The sequence below is a fragment of the Burkholderia glumae LMG 2196 = ATCC 33617 genome, assembly GCF_000960995.1.
Taxonomy (GTDB): Bacteria; Pseudomonadota; Gammaproteobacteria; order Burkholderiales; family Burkholderiaceae; genus Burkholderia; species Burkholderia glumae.
Genome location: NZ_CP009435.1, coordinates 1038974 through 1056936, shown reverse-complemented (window position 1 = coordinate 1056936; position 17963 = coordinate 1038974). Strand labels below are relative to the sequence as shown.

The 17963-nt window shown below is 68.2% G+C and carries 14 protein-coding genes; 4 read left to right on the top strand and 10 right to left on the bottom strand.

From position 1 onward, the window contains the following. Positions 1–12: 12 nt before the first annotated feature. Positions 13–1566, top strand: coding sequence for a sensor histidine kinase (locus KS03_RS17315; RefSeq protein WP_012734155.1), 1554 nt, complete (start codon positions 13–15; stop codon positions 1564–1566). Between the two features lie 51 nt (positions 1567–1617). Here KS03_RS17315 and KS03_RS17310 read toward each other — a convergent pair whose 3' ends face one another. The 8 genes from KS03_RS17310 to KS03_RS31485 form a co-directional block, all read right to left on the bottom strand. Then, the gene (locus KS03_RS17310; protein ID WP_012734154.1) at positions 1618–2175 is read right to left on the bottom strand and encodes an SET domain-containing protein; all 558 of its coding nucleotides are present in this window, start codon (positions 2173–2175) and stop codon (positions 1618–1620) included. Between the two features lie 311 nt (positions 2176–2486). Next, complete coding sequence (locus KS03_RS17305; protein ID WP_012734153.1) at positions 2487–3599, bottom strand: NADH:flavin oxidoreductase/NADH oxidase; 1113 nt, start codon at positions 3597–3599, stop codon at positions 2487–2489. 222 nt (positions 3600–3821) lie between these two features. Then, positions 3822–4532 carry a glutamine amidotransferase gene (locus KS03_RS17300; RefSeq protein ID WP_012734152.1) on the bottom strand — a complete coding sequence of 237 codons (711 nt, stop codon included), beginning with the start codon at positions 4530–4532 and terminating at the stop codon, positions 3822–3824. A 37-nt stretch (positions 4533–4569) separates the two neighbouring features. Further along, positions 4570–5211, bottom strand: a complete 642-nt coding sequence (locus tag KS03_RS17295) for a MarR family winged helix-turn-helix transcriptional regulator (protein WP_012734151.1) — start codon at positions 5209–5211, stop codon at positions 4570–4572. A 511-nt stretch (positions 5212–5722) separates the two neighbouring features. Then, positions 5723–6838: a YbdK family carboxylate-amine ligase gene (locus KS03_RS17290; protein ID WP_012734150.1), complete on the bottom strand. Its 1116-nt coding sequence runs from the start codon at positions 6836–6838 to the stop codon at positions 5723–5725. A 49-nt stretch (positions 6839–6887) separates the two neighbouring features. Next, positions 6888–8102: a cation:proton antiporter gene (locus KS03_RS17285; protein ID WP_012734149.1), complete on the bottom strand. Its 1215-nt coding sequence runs from the start codon at positions 8100–8102 to the stop codon at positions 6888–6890. A 774-nt stretch (positions 8103–8876) separates the two neighbouring features. Continuing rightward, complete coding sequence (gene mnmC / locus KS03_RS17280; RefSeq protein WP_012734148.1) at positions 8877–10865, bottom strand: bifunctional tRNA (5-methylaminomethyl-2-thiouridine)(34)-methyltransferase MnmC2/FAD-dependent 5-carboxymethylaminomethyl-2-thiouridine(34) oxidoreductase MnmC1; 1989 nt, start codon at positions 10863–10865, stop codon at positions 8877–8879. Positions 10866–10870: 5 nt separating this feature from the next. Beyond that, entirely contained in the window at positions 10871–11080 is a 210-nt protein-coding gene (locus tag KS03_RS31485; RefSeq protein ID WP_127913922.1) for a hypothetical protein, read from the bottom strand. Positions 11081–11248: 168 nt separating this feature from the next. On the opposite strand from KS03_RS31485, the gene KS03_RS17275 reads away from it, so the two are divergent. After that, positions 11249–11527 carry an HU family DNA-binding protein gene (locus tag KS03_RS17275; RefSeq protein WP_006401505.1) on the top strand — a complete coding sequence of 93 codons (279 nt, stop codon included), beginning with the start codon at positions 11249–11251 and terminating at the stop codon, positions 11525–11527. Positions 11528–11660: 133 nt separating this feature from the next. Here KS03_RS17275 and KS03_RS17270 read toward each other — a convergent pair whose 3' ends face one another. Then, entirely contained in the window at positions 11661–13010 is a 1350-nt protein-coding gene (locus tag KS03_RS17270; RefSeq protein WP_012734147.1) for a GTP-binding protein, read from the bottom strand. Positions 13011–13322: 312 nt separating this feature from the next. Continuing rightward, complete coding sequence (locus tag KS03_RS17265; protein ID WP_012734146.1) at positions 13323–13781, bottom strand: lytic transglycosylase domain-containing protein; 459 nt, start codon at positions 13779–13781, stop codon at positions 13323–13325. A gap of 381 nt (positions 13782–14162) precedes the next feature. Between KS03_RS17265 and gspD the strand changes: the two genes are divergently transcribed. Together gspD and gspE are read left to right on the top strand one after the other, a co-directional pair. Continuing rightward, positions 14163–16481: a type II secretion system secretin GspD gene (gene gspD / locus KS03_RS17260; protein WP_035978573.1), complete on the top strand. Its 2319-nt coding sequence runs from the start codon at positions 14163–14165 to the stop codon at positions 16479–16481. Continuing rightward, the gene (gene gspE, locus KS03_RS17255; RefSeq protein WP_012734144.1) at positions 16478–17962 is read left to right on the top strand and encodes a type II secretion system ATPase GspE; all 1485 of its coding nucleotides are present in this window, start codon (positions 16478–16480) and stop codon (positions 17960–17962) included. The genes gspD and gspE overlap by 4 nt, the downstream gene beginning before the upstream one ends. Position 17963: the final 1 nt, after the last annotated feature.

The window sequence follows — 17963 nt, the reverse complement described above, 5'->3', positions numbered from 1 at the left end:
ATGGTTGACGCGATGTCCTCCGAACCGGCCGCCACCAGCTTGCGCCGCTCGCTGCTCAGGCGGCTCGCCGCCCCCCTGTCGATGCTCGCGCTGATGAGCGGCCTGATCGCCTACTGGCTCGCCTGGCAATACACGCAGCACGTGATCGATCGATCGCTCGCCGATCTCGCCACCGCGATCTCCAAGCAGATCCAGATCGCCGGCCCCGACGCGCCGTTCACGGTGCCGCCGCTCGCGCAGGCGATGTTCTCCGACCCGACCGAACAGCTGATCTACCGGATCAGCGACGGCGAGCACGAGCTGGCCGGCGATCCGAAGCTGCCGCTGCAGGGCACGAGCGTGCGGCGCATGCATTACGCCTACGTGTTCGAGGCCGACTACGAGGGCCAGGCCGTGCGCGTCGCGCAGGTGCGCGTCGAGCAGACCGATGACGGCAATCCGATGATCGTCGAGGTGGCCCAGCCGGTACGCCATCGCTACCAGATCGCGGCCGAGTTCCTGATCGCGATCATGATGCCCCTATTGCTGCTGCTGCTGGCCGGCTGGGGCATCGTCTGGCGTGTGGTGAACCAGCAGCTCGGGCCGCTCACGCATCTGGCCGATTCGCTGAACCGGCAGACCCACACCTCGCTCGAACCCGTCGACGAAACCGACGTGCCGCTCGAGATCCGGCCGCTGACGAGCGCGATGAACGCGCTGCTGGGCCGGCTCAAGACCGCGCTCGACGCGCAGCGCAAGTTCATCGCCGACGCCGCGCACCAGCTGCGCACGCCGCTGACGGCCGTGAAGCTGCACGCCGAACACGCCGCCGTGGCGCGCGACCCGCAGCAGACGCTGGCCGCAGTCCACGAGCTGCGCGCGGCCGCCGACCGCGCGGTGCGGCTGTCGAACCAGTTGCTGTCGCTGGCGCGCGCCGAGCCGGGCGAGCAGGCCGCGCGCTTCGTCGATGTCGATCTGGCCGCGCTCGCGTTCGAGACCGGCGCCGAATGGGTGCCGCGCGCGCTGGCCGCGCACGTCGATCTCGGCTTCCAGACCAGCGACGATCCGGGCAGCGCCGAATCGCTCGCGAAACGCGCAAAGTCCGGCGACGACGAGCTGCCCGAGGATTTCGATCTCGCCAGCGTGCCGCCGCTGGTGGTGCGGGGCAACCCGGTGCTGTTGCGCGAGGTGATCGCGAACCTGCTCGACAACGCACTGAAATACGTGCCGCTCGCCCGCCCCGAGGGCGCGCGCATCACCGTGAACGTTTCGCAGGTGGCGCTCGAGGACGGCCGCGCGGCCGGCGAGATCGTGGTGGAGGACAACGGCCCCGGCGTGCCGTCGGGCCAGCAGGCAGACCTCTTCAAGCGCTTCTTCCGCGGCGACGCGCAAAGCGGCAACGGTGTGGAGACGGGCGCGGGCCTCGGCCTCGCGATCGTCCACGACATCGTCGCGATGCATGACGGCGAGGTGCTCTATGCCGACGCGCCCGAAGGCGGCTCGCGCTTCATCGTGCGGATTCCGCTGGCCGCGAAGCCGGCCGAAGCGGCCGCCGGCGCGTGCGAGCCCGAGACGCTGCAAACCTGAGGCGCCCCGCGGCGGACGCGACCGCTGTTGCGGATCGCGCCCGCCGCGGCCTCATTTCTTCTTCCTGCCGTCCTTGCCCTTGCGGTCGGCCTTCTCCGCCTTCTCCGCCTTCCGGGCCTTGCCATCCTTGCGGGCCGGCTTCTTTTTCTTCCCGCCCGATTCCTCCTTGACGGCCAGCATCGTGCCGCGGCAAGTGCTTGCGCCGCAATGGCAGGCATAGTCGCGCTTGAGCTGCTTGGTCAGCTTCGCGTCGATCACGAGCCCGTAGTCGTAGAACAGCTCCTCGCCGGCCTCGATGTCGCGCAGCGCGTGGATGAAGACGCGGCCCGCGGTTTCCTCGGCCTCGCAGTTCGGCGCACACGCGTGGTTGATCCAGCGCGCGCTGTTGCCGTCGACCTTGCCGTCGATCACGCCGCCCTCTTCGAGCGCGAAATAAAACGTGTGATTCGGATCGTTCGGGTCGTGCGGATGGCGGCGCAGCGCCTCCTTCCAGGAGATCCGCTCGCCCTTGTATTCGACCACGCGCTCACCCGCCTTGATCGGCGCGACTGCGAATACGCCCTTGCCGTGAACGCCGGAACGGCGCACCACGATCCTGCGTGAACTCATCGATGAATCCTTGTGAAGACGATGGGATGGCGCGATACCGGCGGCCAGCACGCCGCGGTTCGCTTGCGACGCGCACGATGCCGCGCGCGTGCGGGGACGCCCCGGGCACGCACCCGCGACGGATCAACCGAATGCTACACGCTCGGCAATGCTTCGTTCAACCGATCAGGTGCAGCAAGCGTCGATGTCCCCGCAGCTGCGGTGAGGAAATCGGCGGAAACCGGCCGAAGCCACCGTAGCGCCACGCTCCGGACCGGGCCGCCGCGTCGTGCCGCGCCTCGCCGGCCGCGCGCCCGGCGCGCGCGAGCGCCTCAACGCTGGCCCGACGACACCTCGCCGAACAGCGCTTTTTGTTCGCGCGGCTGCGAGCGCCAGTATTGCGGCGGCGCCGTCACCGTGGCGCCGAGCTCGGCCGCCGCATGCCAGGGCCAGCGCGGATCGTAGAGCATCGCGCGGGCCAGCGCCACGCAATCGGCATCGCCGTCCGCCACGATCTTCTCGGCCTGCGCGGGCTCCGTGATGAGGCCCACCGCGAACGTCGTCAGCGCCACCGCATGGCGCACCGCGCGCGCGAACGGCACCTGGTAGCCGGCCGACAGCGGGATCTTCTGCAACGGCGAGACGCCCCCCGAGGACACGTCGATCCAGTCGCAGCCGCGTGCCTTCAGCGCCTTGGCGAAGGCGATCGTCTCGTCGAGCGTCCAGCCGCCGTCGACCCAGTCGGTGGCCGACACGCGCACGCCCACCGGCCGCTCGGCCGGGAACGCCGCACGCACGATTTCGAAGATCTCGAGCGGAAAGCGCATGCGGTTCTCGAGCGAGCCGCCGTATTCGTCGGTACGATGGTTCGCGAGCGGCGAGAGAAACTGGTGCAGCAGGTAGCCGTGCGCGGCATGCACCTCGAGCGCGTCGATGCCGAGCCGCGCGGCCCGCTTCGCGGTCGCCTCGAACGCGCGCCGCAGCCGGTTCAGCCCGGCCGCGTCGAGCGCGAGCGGCGGCGTTTCCCCCTCCTTGTGCGGCACCGCCGACGGCGCGTGGGGCAGCCAGCCGCCGTCGGCCACCTCGATCAGCGCGCCGCCTTCCCACGGCGCGCGGCTCGACGCCTTGCGCCCCGCGTGGCCGATCTGCATCGCGACGCGGATCGGCGAATGCCGGCGGATCGCGGCGAGCAGCGGCCGGTAGGCGGCTTCGGTCGCGTCGTCCCATAGCCCGAGATCGCCCGGCGTGATGCGCCCCTCCGGCTCGACGGCCACCGCTTCGGTGCAGAGCAGCGCGGCGCCGGACAGCGCGAGATGGCCGAGGTGGATCGTGTGCCAGGCGGTCGGCTCGCCGCGCTCGGCCGAGTATTGGCACATCGGCGACACGACGATCCGGTTCGGCAGCGTCAGGCTGCGCAGCGTCAGGGGAGAGAACAGGGCGCTCATCGGGTGGGGCTCGCGACAGAGGGAACGGGAGCGCACGAGGTTAGCACGCGGCGTGCAGCGCTGCTGACGGCGCACGCGCCCCGGCCCCGCCGGCGATTCGCGAATATTGCACCGGGAACACGTCAACGGCAGGCCAGCCATGCCGTTCGTCCGTCCGCCTAGCCTTCCCTGCCTGCGCCGCGCGCGGAACACGGAACGGCCGTGGCGCGCTGCGCGCCGCGCTCAGAGCCCGACCGAAGCGAGCCACTCGCCGAACATGCGCGCGGCGGCCAGCTCCAGCTGCGGCCCGAAGCGCGCGGTGTCGGCACGCAGTTGCCGCGCATCCACCCCGGGGGTCGCGGCGATCTCGCCGGCATGGCCGATCAGCCAGGCCTCGAAGCTCTCGACCGCCACCTCGGGGTGGCATTGCAGCGCGAGCACGTGCTGGCCCCAGGAGAACGCCTGATGCGCGCAGGCGGGCGTGGAGGCGAGATGGATCGCGCCGGGCGGCAGATCGAAGGTGTCGCCGTGCCAGTGCAGCATCGAGGTGGCGCTGCCCGCCAGATGGCGCAGCGGCGAGGCGTGCCCGGCCGCGGTCAGCGCAAGCGGGCTCCAGCCGAGCTCCCGAGCGTCGCCGGCATAGACGCGCGCGCCGAGCGCGCGCGCGATCAACTGCGCGCCGAGGCAGATCCCGAGCGTGGGCAGGCCGGCATCGATGCGCCGCCGAATCAGCTCGACGAGCGGCGCGATGGTGGGGTAAAGCTCGTCGTCATAGGCGCTGATCGGGCCGCCCAGCACCACCAGCAGCGACGGGCCGCAGGCGTCGAGCACCTCGACGCGCGAGGTGCCGACGTCGACGTAACGTACGCGCCGGCCGCGTTCCCCGAGCACGCGCTCGAAGCTGCCGAGATCCTCGAAGTGAACGTGGCGGATCGCTACGACTTCTGCATTCATCAACCGGACTCCGTCAGACGCGTCACGCGTGGCGAATTTACAGCTGCGAGAAAACCTTCCAGGTCTTCTTCTGCGTCAGCGCATCGGCTTCCTCGTGCACCGAGCAGTCGAGACGCAGATCGCTGTCGGCCATCGACAGCTCGAGCAGCGAGCAGCGGTACGACGGCTTCCTGACCGCCTTGCCGGGCTGGAAATGCTTGCAGGTCACGCACATGCGGTGCTGAGGCGCCTCGCCCGCCACCTGCAGCTCGCGCAGCACCTTCAGCAGCGAACGGTACAGCGCGCCCTGCTCGTCATTGCCGAGCACGCGGATCGCCTTCGACAGGAAATCCGGCCACTGCAGCGCCTTCTTCGCGGCGGTGCGGCCGCGCCCGCTCAGGCGCACGGCCAGCGCGCGGCCGTCGTCGAGCGCGCGGCGCTTCTCCACCAGGCCCTTGCCTTCGAGCGTGCTGACCGCATCGCTGGTAGTCGCCGCGGTGAGCTGGGTTTCGCGTGCGATCTCACCGAGCCGCATCGGCCCCTTGCGCTGGAGCAGCAGCACCAGGATCTCGCCCTGCGTCGGCGTCAAGCCGGCACCTTCCGCCCAATCCCATGCCTGGCTGCGCATGGCCGTACTTAATCGCAACAGGCTGTGGGTCACACGACCCGCCGCCTCGTTCCCGTAAACACCTTCGCTCATAGTCTTTTCGCTGTTGCCGGCCTCGGATCCATCCGACGGCCTTTGTGGGGAGATCCGTGTCCGGTCTCTGTCATCCAGACTGCGTACCCGGAACGGCGCACCGACGCCGGCTCACCGTGACCAGATTCGCCACGCACCGGCGTGCGAGCGCGGCACTATCCGGTGCCGTCGATCGCAAAGCCGACATTCTAAGCGAGAGCGGAAAATCGCACAGCTAAGTTATCCAAATAAGTCTGTGGATAAACATGGGATAAGCAAGGGCTTGCGCTGCGCTTTTCAGTAACGAATCTCAAGTACGGCCATCAAGACGCTTTCATTCGACAAACAACGCCGCCTCCGCGGCCGGCCGCCCGGCCCCGGAGACATCGTCCCAGGTCTTTGACTTTGCACGTAAACCTCTGATTATCCACAGCAGCGAAACGACAATTGTTTGCGACTACTATATTTGTTCGCACCGCCCGGCTGGGCGACGGCAATTCGACAGGCATCGCTGGCACCGAAACAATCTTTTTCATTCGCGCCAGCGCAGGCACTGCTGGCGAACCGTCTCGTTAAGCGATTTTTCCTGTTTGAAAACGGTGCGCAGCCATGAGGCGTCGTTGACGCGCGCCCGGGCCAGCGAGCCGATCTCGTCGAGCGCCGCCCGCGAGCCGAGCGCGGCCGCGTGCGGCGCGAGCCGGTCGAGCGTGGCGAGGATGTCCTCGGCGATGGTGCGGCGCTCGCCCGTCTGCGGGTTCACGCAGGTGCCCTCCAGGCCGAAGCGGCAGGCCTCGAAGCGGTTGAAGGTGTAGACCAGGTAATCGTCCTCGGACAGCGTGAGCGGCTTGTCGAGCAGCAGGTAGCGCGCGAGGGTCTGGATGTAGCAGGCGATCGCGGCCGCACGGTCGACCGACAGCGGCGTGTCCATCACGCGCACCTCGATCGTGCCGAAACCGGGCTTCGGCCGGATGTCCCAGTAGAAATCCTTCATGCTGTTGACCACGCCGGTATTGACCATCTTCGAGAAATATTCCTCGAAACCGTCCCAGGTCAGCGTGTACGGGGCGCGGCCCGACATCGGGAACGCGAACACCGAATTCAGGCGTGCCGAATGAAAGCCCGTGTCGACGTTCTGCACGTAGGGCGAGGACGCCGACAGCGCGATGAAATGCGGGATGTAGCGCGACATCGAATGCAGCAGGAACAGCGCGCTGTCCGCGTCGGGACAGCCGATGTGGACGTGCTGGCCGAATACCGTGAACTGCTTGGCCAGATAGCCGTATAGCTCGGACAGGTACTGGAAGCGCGGCGCGTCGTAGATCTGCCGGTCGCTCCACTGCTGGAACGTATGGGTGCCGCCGCCGCACAGCCCGACGTTCAGGTGATCGGCCGCCTTCACGAGCACGTCGCGGATCGCATGCAGCTCGCCGAGCGCCTGGTCGTGCGAATGACAGATGCCGGTGGACAGCTCGATCATGCTCTCGGTGATCTCGGGCGTGATGTTGCCGGGATGCGGCTCGTCCTCGACCAGCCGCATCAGGTCGGAGGCCGCTTTGGTCAGATCGTAGTTGTGGGTGTTGACGATCTGGATTTCCAGCTCGACACCGAACGTAAACGGCTCGGAATTGTTGAAGGTTTCGAGTGCCATGGCGAATTCCGGGTAACGGGTGGGACGCCGCCGCGCGCGGCGGCGCCGGTCAGCTCTCGTCGCGTCGCTCGCCGACGGCCGACAGGCTGCGATAGACGAACAGCGGCCCGACGATCTGCAGGATCACGATCGCGCAGAGCACGACCGAGCGCAGCCGCGGATCGAAGCCGGGATAGAGCTGGTAGGTCTCGTCGACGAGCAGGTAGGCGAGCGCAGACATCGGCGCGAGCGACAGGCCGAGGGCCACGCCCTGCTTCACGCCGATGCCGCTCTTCCTGGCGAACGCCACCACGCCGATCAGCTTCGCCACGCTGCGCGTGACGATCAGCACGATGGCGATCAGCCCGCCCGCCGCAAGGTCGCGCCAACTGAACGAGGTCAGCGTCAGCACGAACAGAATCACCGTCAGCAGCCAGCCGGCGGTGCCGAAATGCTCGGGCCAGAGCTGCGGGCGCGCCTCGAGGTTCTTCACGATGATGCCGGCCAGCAGCAGCGTGAGCACGGTGGAGAGCTTGAGCGCCTGCGCGACCGCGATGGCCAGCACGACCAGGCCGAACAGTGCGACGAACGAATGCTCGTCGCGCATCATCGGAGCGATATGCCGGAACAGATAGTTGCAGGCGCGCGCCAGCAGATAGGCGAGGGCCAGCGAACCGGCGATCAGGTAGACGGGCTGCAGGATGGTGGCGAACACGTTGCCGTATTCCTCCTGGTGCAGCCAGCTGGTGAGCAGCTTGGTCAGCACCACCGAGTAGACGCTGTTGAGCGCGGTGAGCGTCAGCAGCCGCTGCGACACCTGCCCTTCCGCGCGCAGTTCGGTCTTCAGCTGGATCGCCATGGCGGGCGAGGTGGCCACCGCGATCGCCGCCAGCACGATCGACGCCATCGCCGGCACCCCGAGCACGAGCAGCACGGTCAGTACCAGCGCGAAGGTCAGCACCGCCTCGGCCACGCTGCTCGCGATCAGCCAGGGGTTGCGCCGGATCCAGCGCAGGTCGAGCCGGCTGCCCAGTTCGAACAGCAGCAGCCCAAGCGCGACATTGATCAACAGGCGCGCGGTGCTGCTGGTACTCGCGTCGATCGCGCCGAACCCGGCCGAGCCCGCGATCATGCCGATCACGCCGTAGCCGCTCACGCGCGGCAGACGCCAGGCGCGGTAACCCAGTTCACCGCACAGGCCCGCGGCGAACAGCGCGATGCCGGCCCAGAACACGGCGTCGGGCACGAACGGCCAATTCGGTAGAAACGAGAATGCCGACTTCATCGTGATGACTGCTCCTTATTCGAAGACAACCGGCAGCGACGCATGAGTCGAGCATCTCGAACGAGTTGGCGCGCTGGCTGGCTGTGGTCGCCCCGTCATGAGGATTCGCCGGTCTAAGGCTTCAGGACGCGGGGCAGTCCGATTCGCGGCGGGCTGACATGCCGCTCGGACCATGGCCGATCTGAGCGCCGGCCTGAGATGTGACGGAAACAGCGCGATCTTTCATCCTCGGATTCCGATACGCACGAACTGTTCCAGGGGTGCCGCCCCGATACCTGACCGGGATGGCGCGGTGGTGTTCGATTGTGCCACATCTATTTCGCTCCGGATCGTATTTCTCCCGGGGCCCGGCCGCCTGGCCGGCGCCCTGCAGTTCATCATCACAGGTTTACCTGTATGTATACGTAGTAGAAGTTAACAAAGGCCTCGGCTTTCTGTGGATAACCCCGGTAAACGCTGACGGCTCAAGGGTTTAAGAAATGCGTAAGCGGTCGCACAGACTGTGCGGACCCACAGCGATTCACAGAACAACTTTTGCCGTCCTGTGCAGCGAAGCCGAGTTACCCCGTTTACGTCCACTGTGACTGCACAGAGAATTCGCCGGCAATCCGTGCGCTTATCCACAGGCGCTGGTGGATAAAAACCTGTGCCCTGCCCCGCTGGCCGGCAAGCAGGGAGGACCGGCCGGCGGGCGGCAACAGGTAAAAAGGTGAAAGGCAGGACAAATTGAAGCAGTCAAGACGGTGGCACGAGCCCCTGCCTGCCGCGGCGGATTCAGCCGGCGCGGCCCTGGCGCAGCGCACGCAGCAGGAAACGCGCGGGATCGATCGCCTCGGCCAGTTCGCGCTCGACCGGCCAGGGCTCGCCTTCGATCTGCGAGGCAATCAGCTCGGCGCAGAGCGAAGCCCAGACGAAGCCTCGCGAGCCGAAACCGAATGCGCCGAAAAGGCCTGCCGCGCGCGGCAGATCGCGCGCCTGCGCGCCCGCCAGGCGGTGCGCGTGGGCGGCCGCCGCGGCTTCGTCGCCGAGCGCGCCGGCCATCGGCAGGCGGTCGCTGGCGACGCAGCGGAACGCGACGCGTCCGGTGAGCATGCCCGCAGCGATTCGCGCACCGGCGGCGGCGTCGAAGCGCGGCAGCAGTGCCGCCAGCCGCGCGAGATTCTCGCGGTGGCCGGCCTCGCTCGGTGCGGCCTCGGTCGCGTCGGGTTCGTAGGTCGCACCGGTCAGCAGCGTGCCATCGGCGAACGGGATCAGATAGCCGTCGCCGATCGCGGGCATCGCGACCAGCGGGGCCGCGCCGGGCGGCAGCATCGTCAGCTGGCCGCGCACGCGCTGCACCGGCGCGTGCCGCAGGCCGGCCACGCGCGGCGCGTCGGCCGCGTTCGCGACGATCGCGATCGCGGCGCTCGCCAGCGTGTTTCCCGCCGCGTCGAGCGCGAGCCAGCCGCCGCCCTCGCGCGGCGCGAGCCGCGCCACCTCGTTGCCGGCAAGCCGCCTGAGCCGCTCGCCGGCGGCCGCGCAGCATGCCCGCGCCAGCGCGGCCGGATCGAGCGAGCCGGCCTGCGGGTACCACCAGCCGCCATGCGCGACCTCGCTGCCCAGGCGCGCGGCCGCCGCTTCGCGCGACACCAGCACGGCCAGCGCGTCGGGCATCGCGAGCGCCTCGGCGGCTGCCTGCATGCGGGCGAATTCGTCGTCGTCGCAGGCCAGCTGTAGCAGGCCGCCGCGGCTGCGCGCGAAGTCGTAGCCTGCCGCCTCGAGCGAGCGCCAGCGCGACAGCGCGTACAGATAACCGGCGCGCGACAGCCGCGCGCCGAAGTTGTCGTCGCGCGCGATGAGCGGATGGAACACGCCGGCCGGATTGCCCGACGCCTCGCCGGCCGGCTGCGCATGACGCTCGATCAGCGTGACGTGCCAGCCGCGCGCGCTCAACCGCTCGACCAGCGCACACCCGGCCAGGCCCGCGCCGATCACGATCGCCTCGCGCGCGGCGGCCTCGGCCGCGCGCGGCGGCTCGTGGCGCCGCACCCTCCAGCGCGGCGCGAATTCGCCGACCAGCATCGCGCGCTTGCCGGCGAAGCCGTCCACCTTGCGCCAAGCGAAACCGGCCGCTTCCAGCGCGCGTTTCACGTCGCCGGCGCTGGTGTAGGTGGCGAACGTGGCGGTCTCGTCGGCCAGCTTCGCGAGCGCGCGGAACACCTCGACGGACCAGAGCCCGGGATTCTTCGCCGGCGCGAAACCGTCCAGATAAAACGCGTCGGCGCGCAGCACGAGCGAGGGCAGCACCGCGAGCGCATCGCCGAACGCGAGCGTCAGCACCACCCGCCCTTCGTCGAATTCGAGACGGTGCAGCCCGGGCGTGAGCATCGGCCACGCATCGGCGAGCGCATCGATAAGCGATGCGAACGATCTGGCGTCGATCGTTGTGTGAGCAACGAGATGGCGAGCCGCCGCGCGCAAGTCCTCGCGCGAGAACGGATGCTTTTCGATCGACACGAAATGCAATCTTTCGCCGCGCGCCGGATCGGCGCGCCATGCGGCCCAGGTCGCCAGGAAGTTGCAGCCGGTGCCGAAGCCGGTCTCGACGATCGTGAAGCGGCGCCGGCCGCGCCAGCGTTCCGGCAGGCCGTTGCCGCGCAGGAATACGTGCTCCGCCTGGGCCAGCGCGCCGGCCGCGCTGTGATAGATGTCGCCGTAGGCGGGCGAGACGAGCGTGCCGTCGTCTCGGAAGACGAGCGAGGCGGGAACGATACGATCGGTCATGCGAACTATTCGAAAAAAGCCGGCTGAGGCGGCCGCATGCCCACCCGGCCTGGACGTTGGCAAAAACCAACGTCGTTGCGAAGCGGCGTTACCGCACGCTTGACAAGCTTGGTGAGCACGCGGCGAAAATGCGGGCGTCGGCCCGGAAATCCGGCAAAATCCGGATGAAAATCTTTGAAACCCTTGTCGTTATTGGGTTTGCGCTGCGCTATCATAGCAAGCGCCGTACTGCGGAAGCGCCTCAGGGCTCACCCGCGCGTACGAGGCGCGGCGCGCACCGAGTGCGCCCTGCCGTCGCCGCGAACTGCGTTGCAACGGCTTGCGTACGTATAATCGGCGCGTCTGCGCTGTTCGTGTCAACTTAACCTGAGAAAGGAACCTTAATGAACAAACAGGAACTGATCGACGCCGTCGCCGCACAGACGGGCGCCAGCAAGGCTCAAACCGGCGAAACGCTGGACACGCTCCTCGAGGTGATCAAGAAGGCCGTGTCGAAAGGCGATGCGGTTCAGTTGATCGGCTTCGGCAGCTTCGGTTCGGGTAAGCGTGCAGCACGTACCGGCCGCAACCCGAAGACGGGCGAAACCATCAAGATTCCGGCAGCCAAGACCGTCAAGTTCACGGCTGGCAAGGCATTCAAGGATGCAGTGAACAAGCGCTGAACGACGCGCTTGTGAGCGAAAAACCCGCCGACAGGCGGGTTTTTTTTCGTCCTCGCTGCGCCCCGCCTGATTCGTGCGGGTGCGGCCGTCGCCGCCGTCGCAGCGTTTTTGAGACAGGCGCGGCCGGCCGCGTTCAGTGGCGATGAACGATTTCCTCGTCCCCGCTTCGGCCGTGATGCTCGTCGTCGTGGTGTTCGTCGTCGTGATCGTGCTCGTCGAGGTCCCAGGCCGGAAACGGATCGGGCAGCGCGCGCCAGGCGCTCTCGCCCGCCGCGTATTCGGCGTCGTCGAGCAGGCAGGCATCGAATTTGGCGCGCCATGCATCGGCGTCCAGGCCTATGCCGATCAGCACCAGTTCCTGGCGGCGGTCGCCGACCGTGGTGTCGCCGGGCTCGCCATGCCAGTCCGCGGCGATCTCGTCGAGCAGCGCGGGATCGTCCTCGGGCCATTCCGCGCGATCCTGCGCGGCCCACCAGAGTCCGGCCGGTCCGTGCCGGCAGACGCCGCCTGCCTGCGACAGCGAGCCGCCGATGTCGTGGCGCGTGGCGAGCCAGAAGAAGCCCTTGCTGCGCAGCACGCCGCGCCATTCCTCGTGCAGCAGCGCCCAGAAACGTTGCGGATGAAACGGCCGCCGCGCGCGATAGACGAAGCTGCCGATACCGAACTCGTCGGGCAAGCCGTGCGCGCGCGCATGCTCGGCATCGCAGGGCGCGTCGCCGTCGTGATCGTGATGATGATGGTGCTCGAGCGAGGCGAGCCAGCCCGGCGCGTTCGCCGCGGCCTCGAAATCGAAGCGCCCGGTGCCGATCACCTCGGCGATCGGCACCTCGCCGAAGCGGCTCACCAGCTGCCGCGCGCGCGGATTGAGGCTCGCGAGAATGCGCTGCAGGCGCGCGAGTTCGTCGGCGTCGACGAGGTCGGCCTTGTTGATGACCAGCACGTCGCAGAACTCGATCTGCTCGATCAGCAGTTCGACCAGCGTGCGGTCGTCCTCGTCGCTCCCGACCAGGCCGCGATCGGCCAGGCCTTCGTCGGAGCCGTAGTCGCGCAGGAAATTGAACGCGTCGACCACGGTGACCATCGTGTCGAGCCGCGCGAGGTCCTCGAGCGAGACGCCCTCGTCGTCGACGAACGAGAAGGTTTCGGCGATCGGCATCGGCTCGGCGATGCCGGTCGATTCGACCAGGATCGCGTCGAGCGGACGCTCGGCGCGCCCGGCCGCGAGCCGGCGGATCTCGACCAGCAGATCGTCGCGCAGCGTGCAGCAGATGCAGCCGTTCGACATCTCGACGAGCCGCGCCTCGGCCTGCGACAGGCCGGCCGCGCCCTTGACGAGCGACGCATCGATATTGACGGTGGCGAGGTCGTTGACGATCACGGCCACCCGCAGGCCCTCGCGGTTGGCGAGGACGTGGTTCAGCAGCGTGGTCTTGCCGGCGCCGAGGAAGCCGGACAGCACGGTAACGGGCAGCGGCGAGTTCATGGCGGTGCGGTCCCAGGAAAATTGACGGTAGCGGCGCTGCCGGCGCCCGGCAAGCGTCGGCGGCCCGGGCATGGCAGCGCGAATGCCGCACATTGTGCATCAAACGGAAAACCCGGCGTGCGCGCCGGGCCGCCAGGGGGCCTGGCCGGTGCCGCCGCCTCTCGGCGGCACCGGCGCTGCGCTTCGTTATGCGTGCCTCGTGGCGTGAGCGGATCGGGCCGGCGCGGGCGGCGGCGCAGCGTCGCGCGACACCGCCGGCTCATGCCCGGCGGCAATCCGCGCAGTCGCGAGGCCTCGAGCTATCGCGGCGCTTCAGCGCGGCGCGTTCTCGGCCGGCAGCAGGTGCCATTTCGAGAGGATCGCGGCGATTTGCCTTGCGTACTTGTCACGCAGCGACGGCGTTTCCGAATGGTACGAGCCGATCGCGGCCCAGGTGTTGCCGTACTTGTTCATCTTCTGGCGCAGGTGCCAGGCGGCGATGTAGACGTTCTTGCACGGCTGCATCAGTGTGTCTTTCGTAATGCCGTATTGGGCCAGACGCGACAGGTGGATCGAGTTGATCTGCATGATCCCGTAATCGGTCGATCCGTTCGCATTCCGGTTGATCGCGTCGGGTGTATTGTGGGATTCCTGCCACGCGATCGCGCGCAGGATCAGCGGATTGACCTTCTGATACCTGGCCGCCTCGTCATAGCAGTCGGCGTGCGCAGGCGCGCTGGCCACGCCGGCGGCCAGCAGCGAGAACACGAGGAGAACAGACCTAATTCGCATTAGGAAGCCATCCAAAGACGGGAAAAGACAGCGATTCAGGGGGGGAAAACCCGCACCACGGTTTTTGCGCCGGGACCGCGCGCCGCCCGTATCATACCGGTGCCTCGTCGCATTGCGCCACCGTCCCCGGACGCCCGCGCAGTGCGCCGGGCAAGCGGCGCTTTCTGACTTTTTATTCCGTTTCCTTGCAAAATCTTTCCAAAATCTGACGTGGCGGCAAGCGGCCGCGCTCGGAATGATGCGTGCGGCTTAAAAAGTAAGAAGGCGCTCGGGCCAATGTGATATTTCGGACACGAAAAGCTGTTAATGTCCGTTTTTTGCTCAATGTTGTTACGCTCCACCGTCGGATACGGCTACACCCCGGCATCGATCACCCACCTCATGACAACCATTCGTTTTGCTATGCGGCGCGCTGCCCAGGCTCTCGTCGTCGCCGGAATCGTCGCCTCGCAGGCCGCGCACGCCCAGGTCACGCTCAACTTCGTCAATGCCGACATCGACCAGGTCGCGAAGGCGATCGGCGCCGCCACGGGCAAGACGATCATTGTCGATCCGCGCGTGAAGGGCCAGCTCAACCTCGTCTCGGAGCACTCGGTGCCCGAGGAGCAGGCGCTCAAGACCCTGCAGTCGGCGCTGCGCATGCAGGGCTTCTCGCTGCTGCAGGACCACGGCGTCCTCAAGGTGGTGCCGGAGGCCGACGCGAAGCTGCAGGGCGTGCCGACCTACGTCGGCAACACGCCGCGGGCCAATGGCGATCAGGTCGTCACGCAGGTGTTCGAGCTGCACAACGAATCGGCCAACAACCTGCTGCCGGTGCTGCGTCCGCTGATCTCCCCGAACAACACCGTGACGGCCTATCCGGCCAACAACACGCTGGTGGTGACCGATTACGCCGACAACATACGCCGCATCGCGCAGATCATCGCCGGCATCGACAACGCGGCCGGCACCCAGGTGGTGGTGGTGCCGCTCAAGAACGCCAACGCGATCGACATCGCCAGCCAGCTCGGCAAGCTGCTCGACCCGGGCGCGATCGGCAATACCGACGCGACGCTGAAGGTCAACGTGAGCGCCGATCCGCGCACCAACTCGATCCTGCTGCGCGCCTCGAACGCCTCGCGCCTCGCCTCCGCGCGGCGCCTGCTCGCGCAGCTCGACGCGCCGAGCGCCGCACCCGGCAACATGCATGTGATCCGGCTGCGCAATGCCGATGCGGTGAAGCTGGCGAAGACCCTGCGCGGCATGATGGGCAAGGGCGACAGCGGCAGCTCGGCGTCCTCGAACGACGCCAATTCGTTCAACCAGGGCAATTCGAGCGGCAGCAGCTTCTCGACCGGCACCTCCGGCACCGCGCCGCTGCCGTCCGGTTCGTCGTCGATGTCGTCGGGGTCGGGCAGCGGCGGCTACGGCAGCGGCAGCGGCAAGAACGACGGCTTCCTCGGCGGCGACAAGGACAAGAGCGACGACAACCAGCCGGGCGGCATGATCCAGGCCGACGCGGCCACCAACTCGCTGATCATCACCGCGTCGGACCCGGTCTACCGGAACCTGCGCGCGGTGGTCGACCAGCTCGACGAGCGGCGCGCGCAGGTCTACATCGAGGCGCTGATCGTCGAGCTGAACTCGAACACCTCGGCGAACCTCGGCATCCAGTGGCAGGTGGCCAACAACGCGCTCTACGCCGGCAGCTCGCTCGGCACCAACGTCTCGGGCCTAGGCAACACGATCACCGGGCTGACCGCCGCGGCGGCCGCCGGCTCGGCGGGCGGCGCCAACGGCGGGGCGGCCGCGGCGGCCTCGCTGACGCCGGGCCTGAACATCGGCTGGCTCAAGAACATGTTCGGCATCACCGGCCTGGGCGCCCTGCTGCAGGCGTTCTCGGGCTCCAGCGACGCGAACGTGCTGTCCACGCCTAACCTCGTCACGCTCGACAACGAGGAAGCGAAGATCGTGGTCGGCCAGAACGTGCCGATCGCCACCGGTTCGTATTCGAACCTGACGAGCGGCAACTCGAGCAACGCGTTCAACACCTTCGACCGCCAGGACGTGGGCCTCACGCTGCACGTCAAGCCGCAGATCACCGAAGGCGGGATCCTCAAGCTGCAGATCTACACCGAGGATTCGGCGGTGGTGCCGTCCACCACGTCCTCGACCGCGGTCGGCGTGCCGACCTTCAGCAAGCGCTCGATCCAGTCGACCGTGCTTTGCGACAACGGCGAGATCATCGTGCTCGGCGGCCTGATGCAGGACAACTATCAGGTCGGCAACAACAAGGTGCCGCTGCTCGGCGATATTCCCTGGATCGGCCAGCTGTTCCGCTCCGAAGGCAAGCAGCGCCAGAAGACCAACCTGATGGTGTTCCTGCGTCCGGTGATCCTGACCGACCACGCCACCACGCAGGCCATCACCGCGAACCGCTACGACTACATCCAGGGCGTGCAGGGCGCATATCGCACCGACAACAACCTGATTCGCGACAAGGACGATCCGGTCACGCCGCCGATGCCGCTCGGCCCCGACGAAGGCGTCGCACCGGCCGCGAACCTGTTCGACCTGACGCGCATGACGCGCCGGCCCGGCTATCCGCCGGTGCCGGCCAGCGCCGGCGCGGCCACGCCGCCGGCCGCCAGCCAGCCCGCGCCGGCCGTGACGACGCCGGTGCCCACGCCGGGCATCGCCTCGCCGGGAGCGCAGCCGTGAGCGAGCTCGCCAGCGCCGCGCCGGGCGAGCCGGCGGCCCCGTCCGCGGTGGCCGCGCGGCTGCTGCCGTACGGCTTCGCGCGGGCCGGCCAGATCCTCGTCGCGCAACAGGACGGCGATGCGCTAGAAGTCTGGATCAGCGAGCGCACCACCGATGCCGCGCTCGCCGAGGTGGCGCGCAACTTCGGCGCGCTGACGGCGCGCCGGCTGCCCGCCGACGAACTGGCGCAGGCCATCAACACCGCTTATGCGCGCCAGGACGGCAGCGCGGCGCAGGTGGTTGGCGAGGTCGAGGGCGAGGTGGACCTGTCGCGGCTGATGCAGGACATCCCCGAGGTGGAGGACCTGCTCGAATCGGAGGACGACGCGCCGATCATCCGCATGATCAACGCGCTGCTCACGCAGGCCGCGCGCGAACAGGCCTCGGACATCCACATCGAGCCCTTCGAGAACGCGTCGGTGGTGCGCTTCCGCGTGGACGGCACGCTGCGCGACGTGGTGCGCCCGAAGAAGGCGCTGCATGGCGCGCTGATCTCGCGGATCAAGATCATGGCGCAGCTCGACATCGCCGAGAAACGCCTGCCGCAGGACGGCCGCATCACGCTGCGCGTCGGCGGCCGTCCGGTGGACGTGCGCGTCTCGACGCTGCCCACCGGGCACGGCGAGCGCGCGGTGCTGCGTCTGCTGGAAAAGGACGCGCAGCGCCTGAACCTCGAGGCGCTCGGCATGGGCCGCGACACCCTGGTGCAGTTCGACAAGCTGATCGCGCGCCCGCACGGCATCGTGCTGGTGACCGGCCCGACCGGCTCGGGCAAGACCACCACGCTCTACGCCGCGATGTCGCGGCTCGAGACCGCGACCACCAACATCATGACGGTCGAGGATCCGATCGAATACGACCTGTCCGGCATCGGCCAGACCCAGGTCAACGAGAAGATCGGCATGAGTTTCGCGCGTGCGCTGCGCTCGATCCTGCGCCAGGACCCGGACGTGATCATGATCGGCGAAATCCGCGATCTCGAGACCGCGCAGATCGCCGTGCAGGCGTCGCTGACGGGCCACCTGGTGCTGGCCACGCTGCACACCAACGACGCGGCGTCGGCCGTCACGCGCCTGACCGACATGGGCGTGGAGCCGTACCTGCTCGCCTCGTCGCTGCTCGGCGTGCTCGCGCAGCGTCTGGTGCGCCAGCTCTGCCCGGTCTGCAAGGAGCCGCGCGAGGAAGACGGGCGCACCCTCTATCACCCGGTCGGCTGCGAGAAGTGCGGCCATTCCGGCTACACCGGCCGGCGCGGCGTATACGAGCTGCTGGTGGTGGACGAGGCGATCCGCGCGCAGATCCACAACAACGCGCCCGACTCGGAAATCCTGCGCGCGGGCCGCGAGAACGGCATGCGCACGCTGCGCGACGACGCCGAGCGCTGGCTCGCGGCGGGCAACACCTCGCTCGAGGAAGTGCTGCGCGTGACGGGAGGCGCATAGC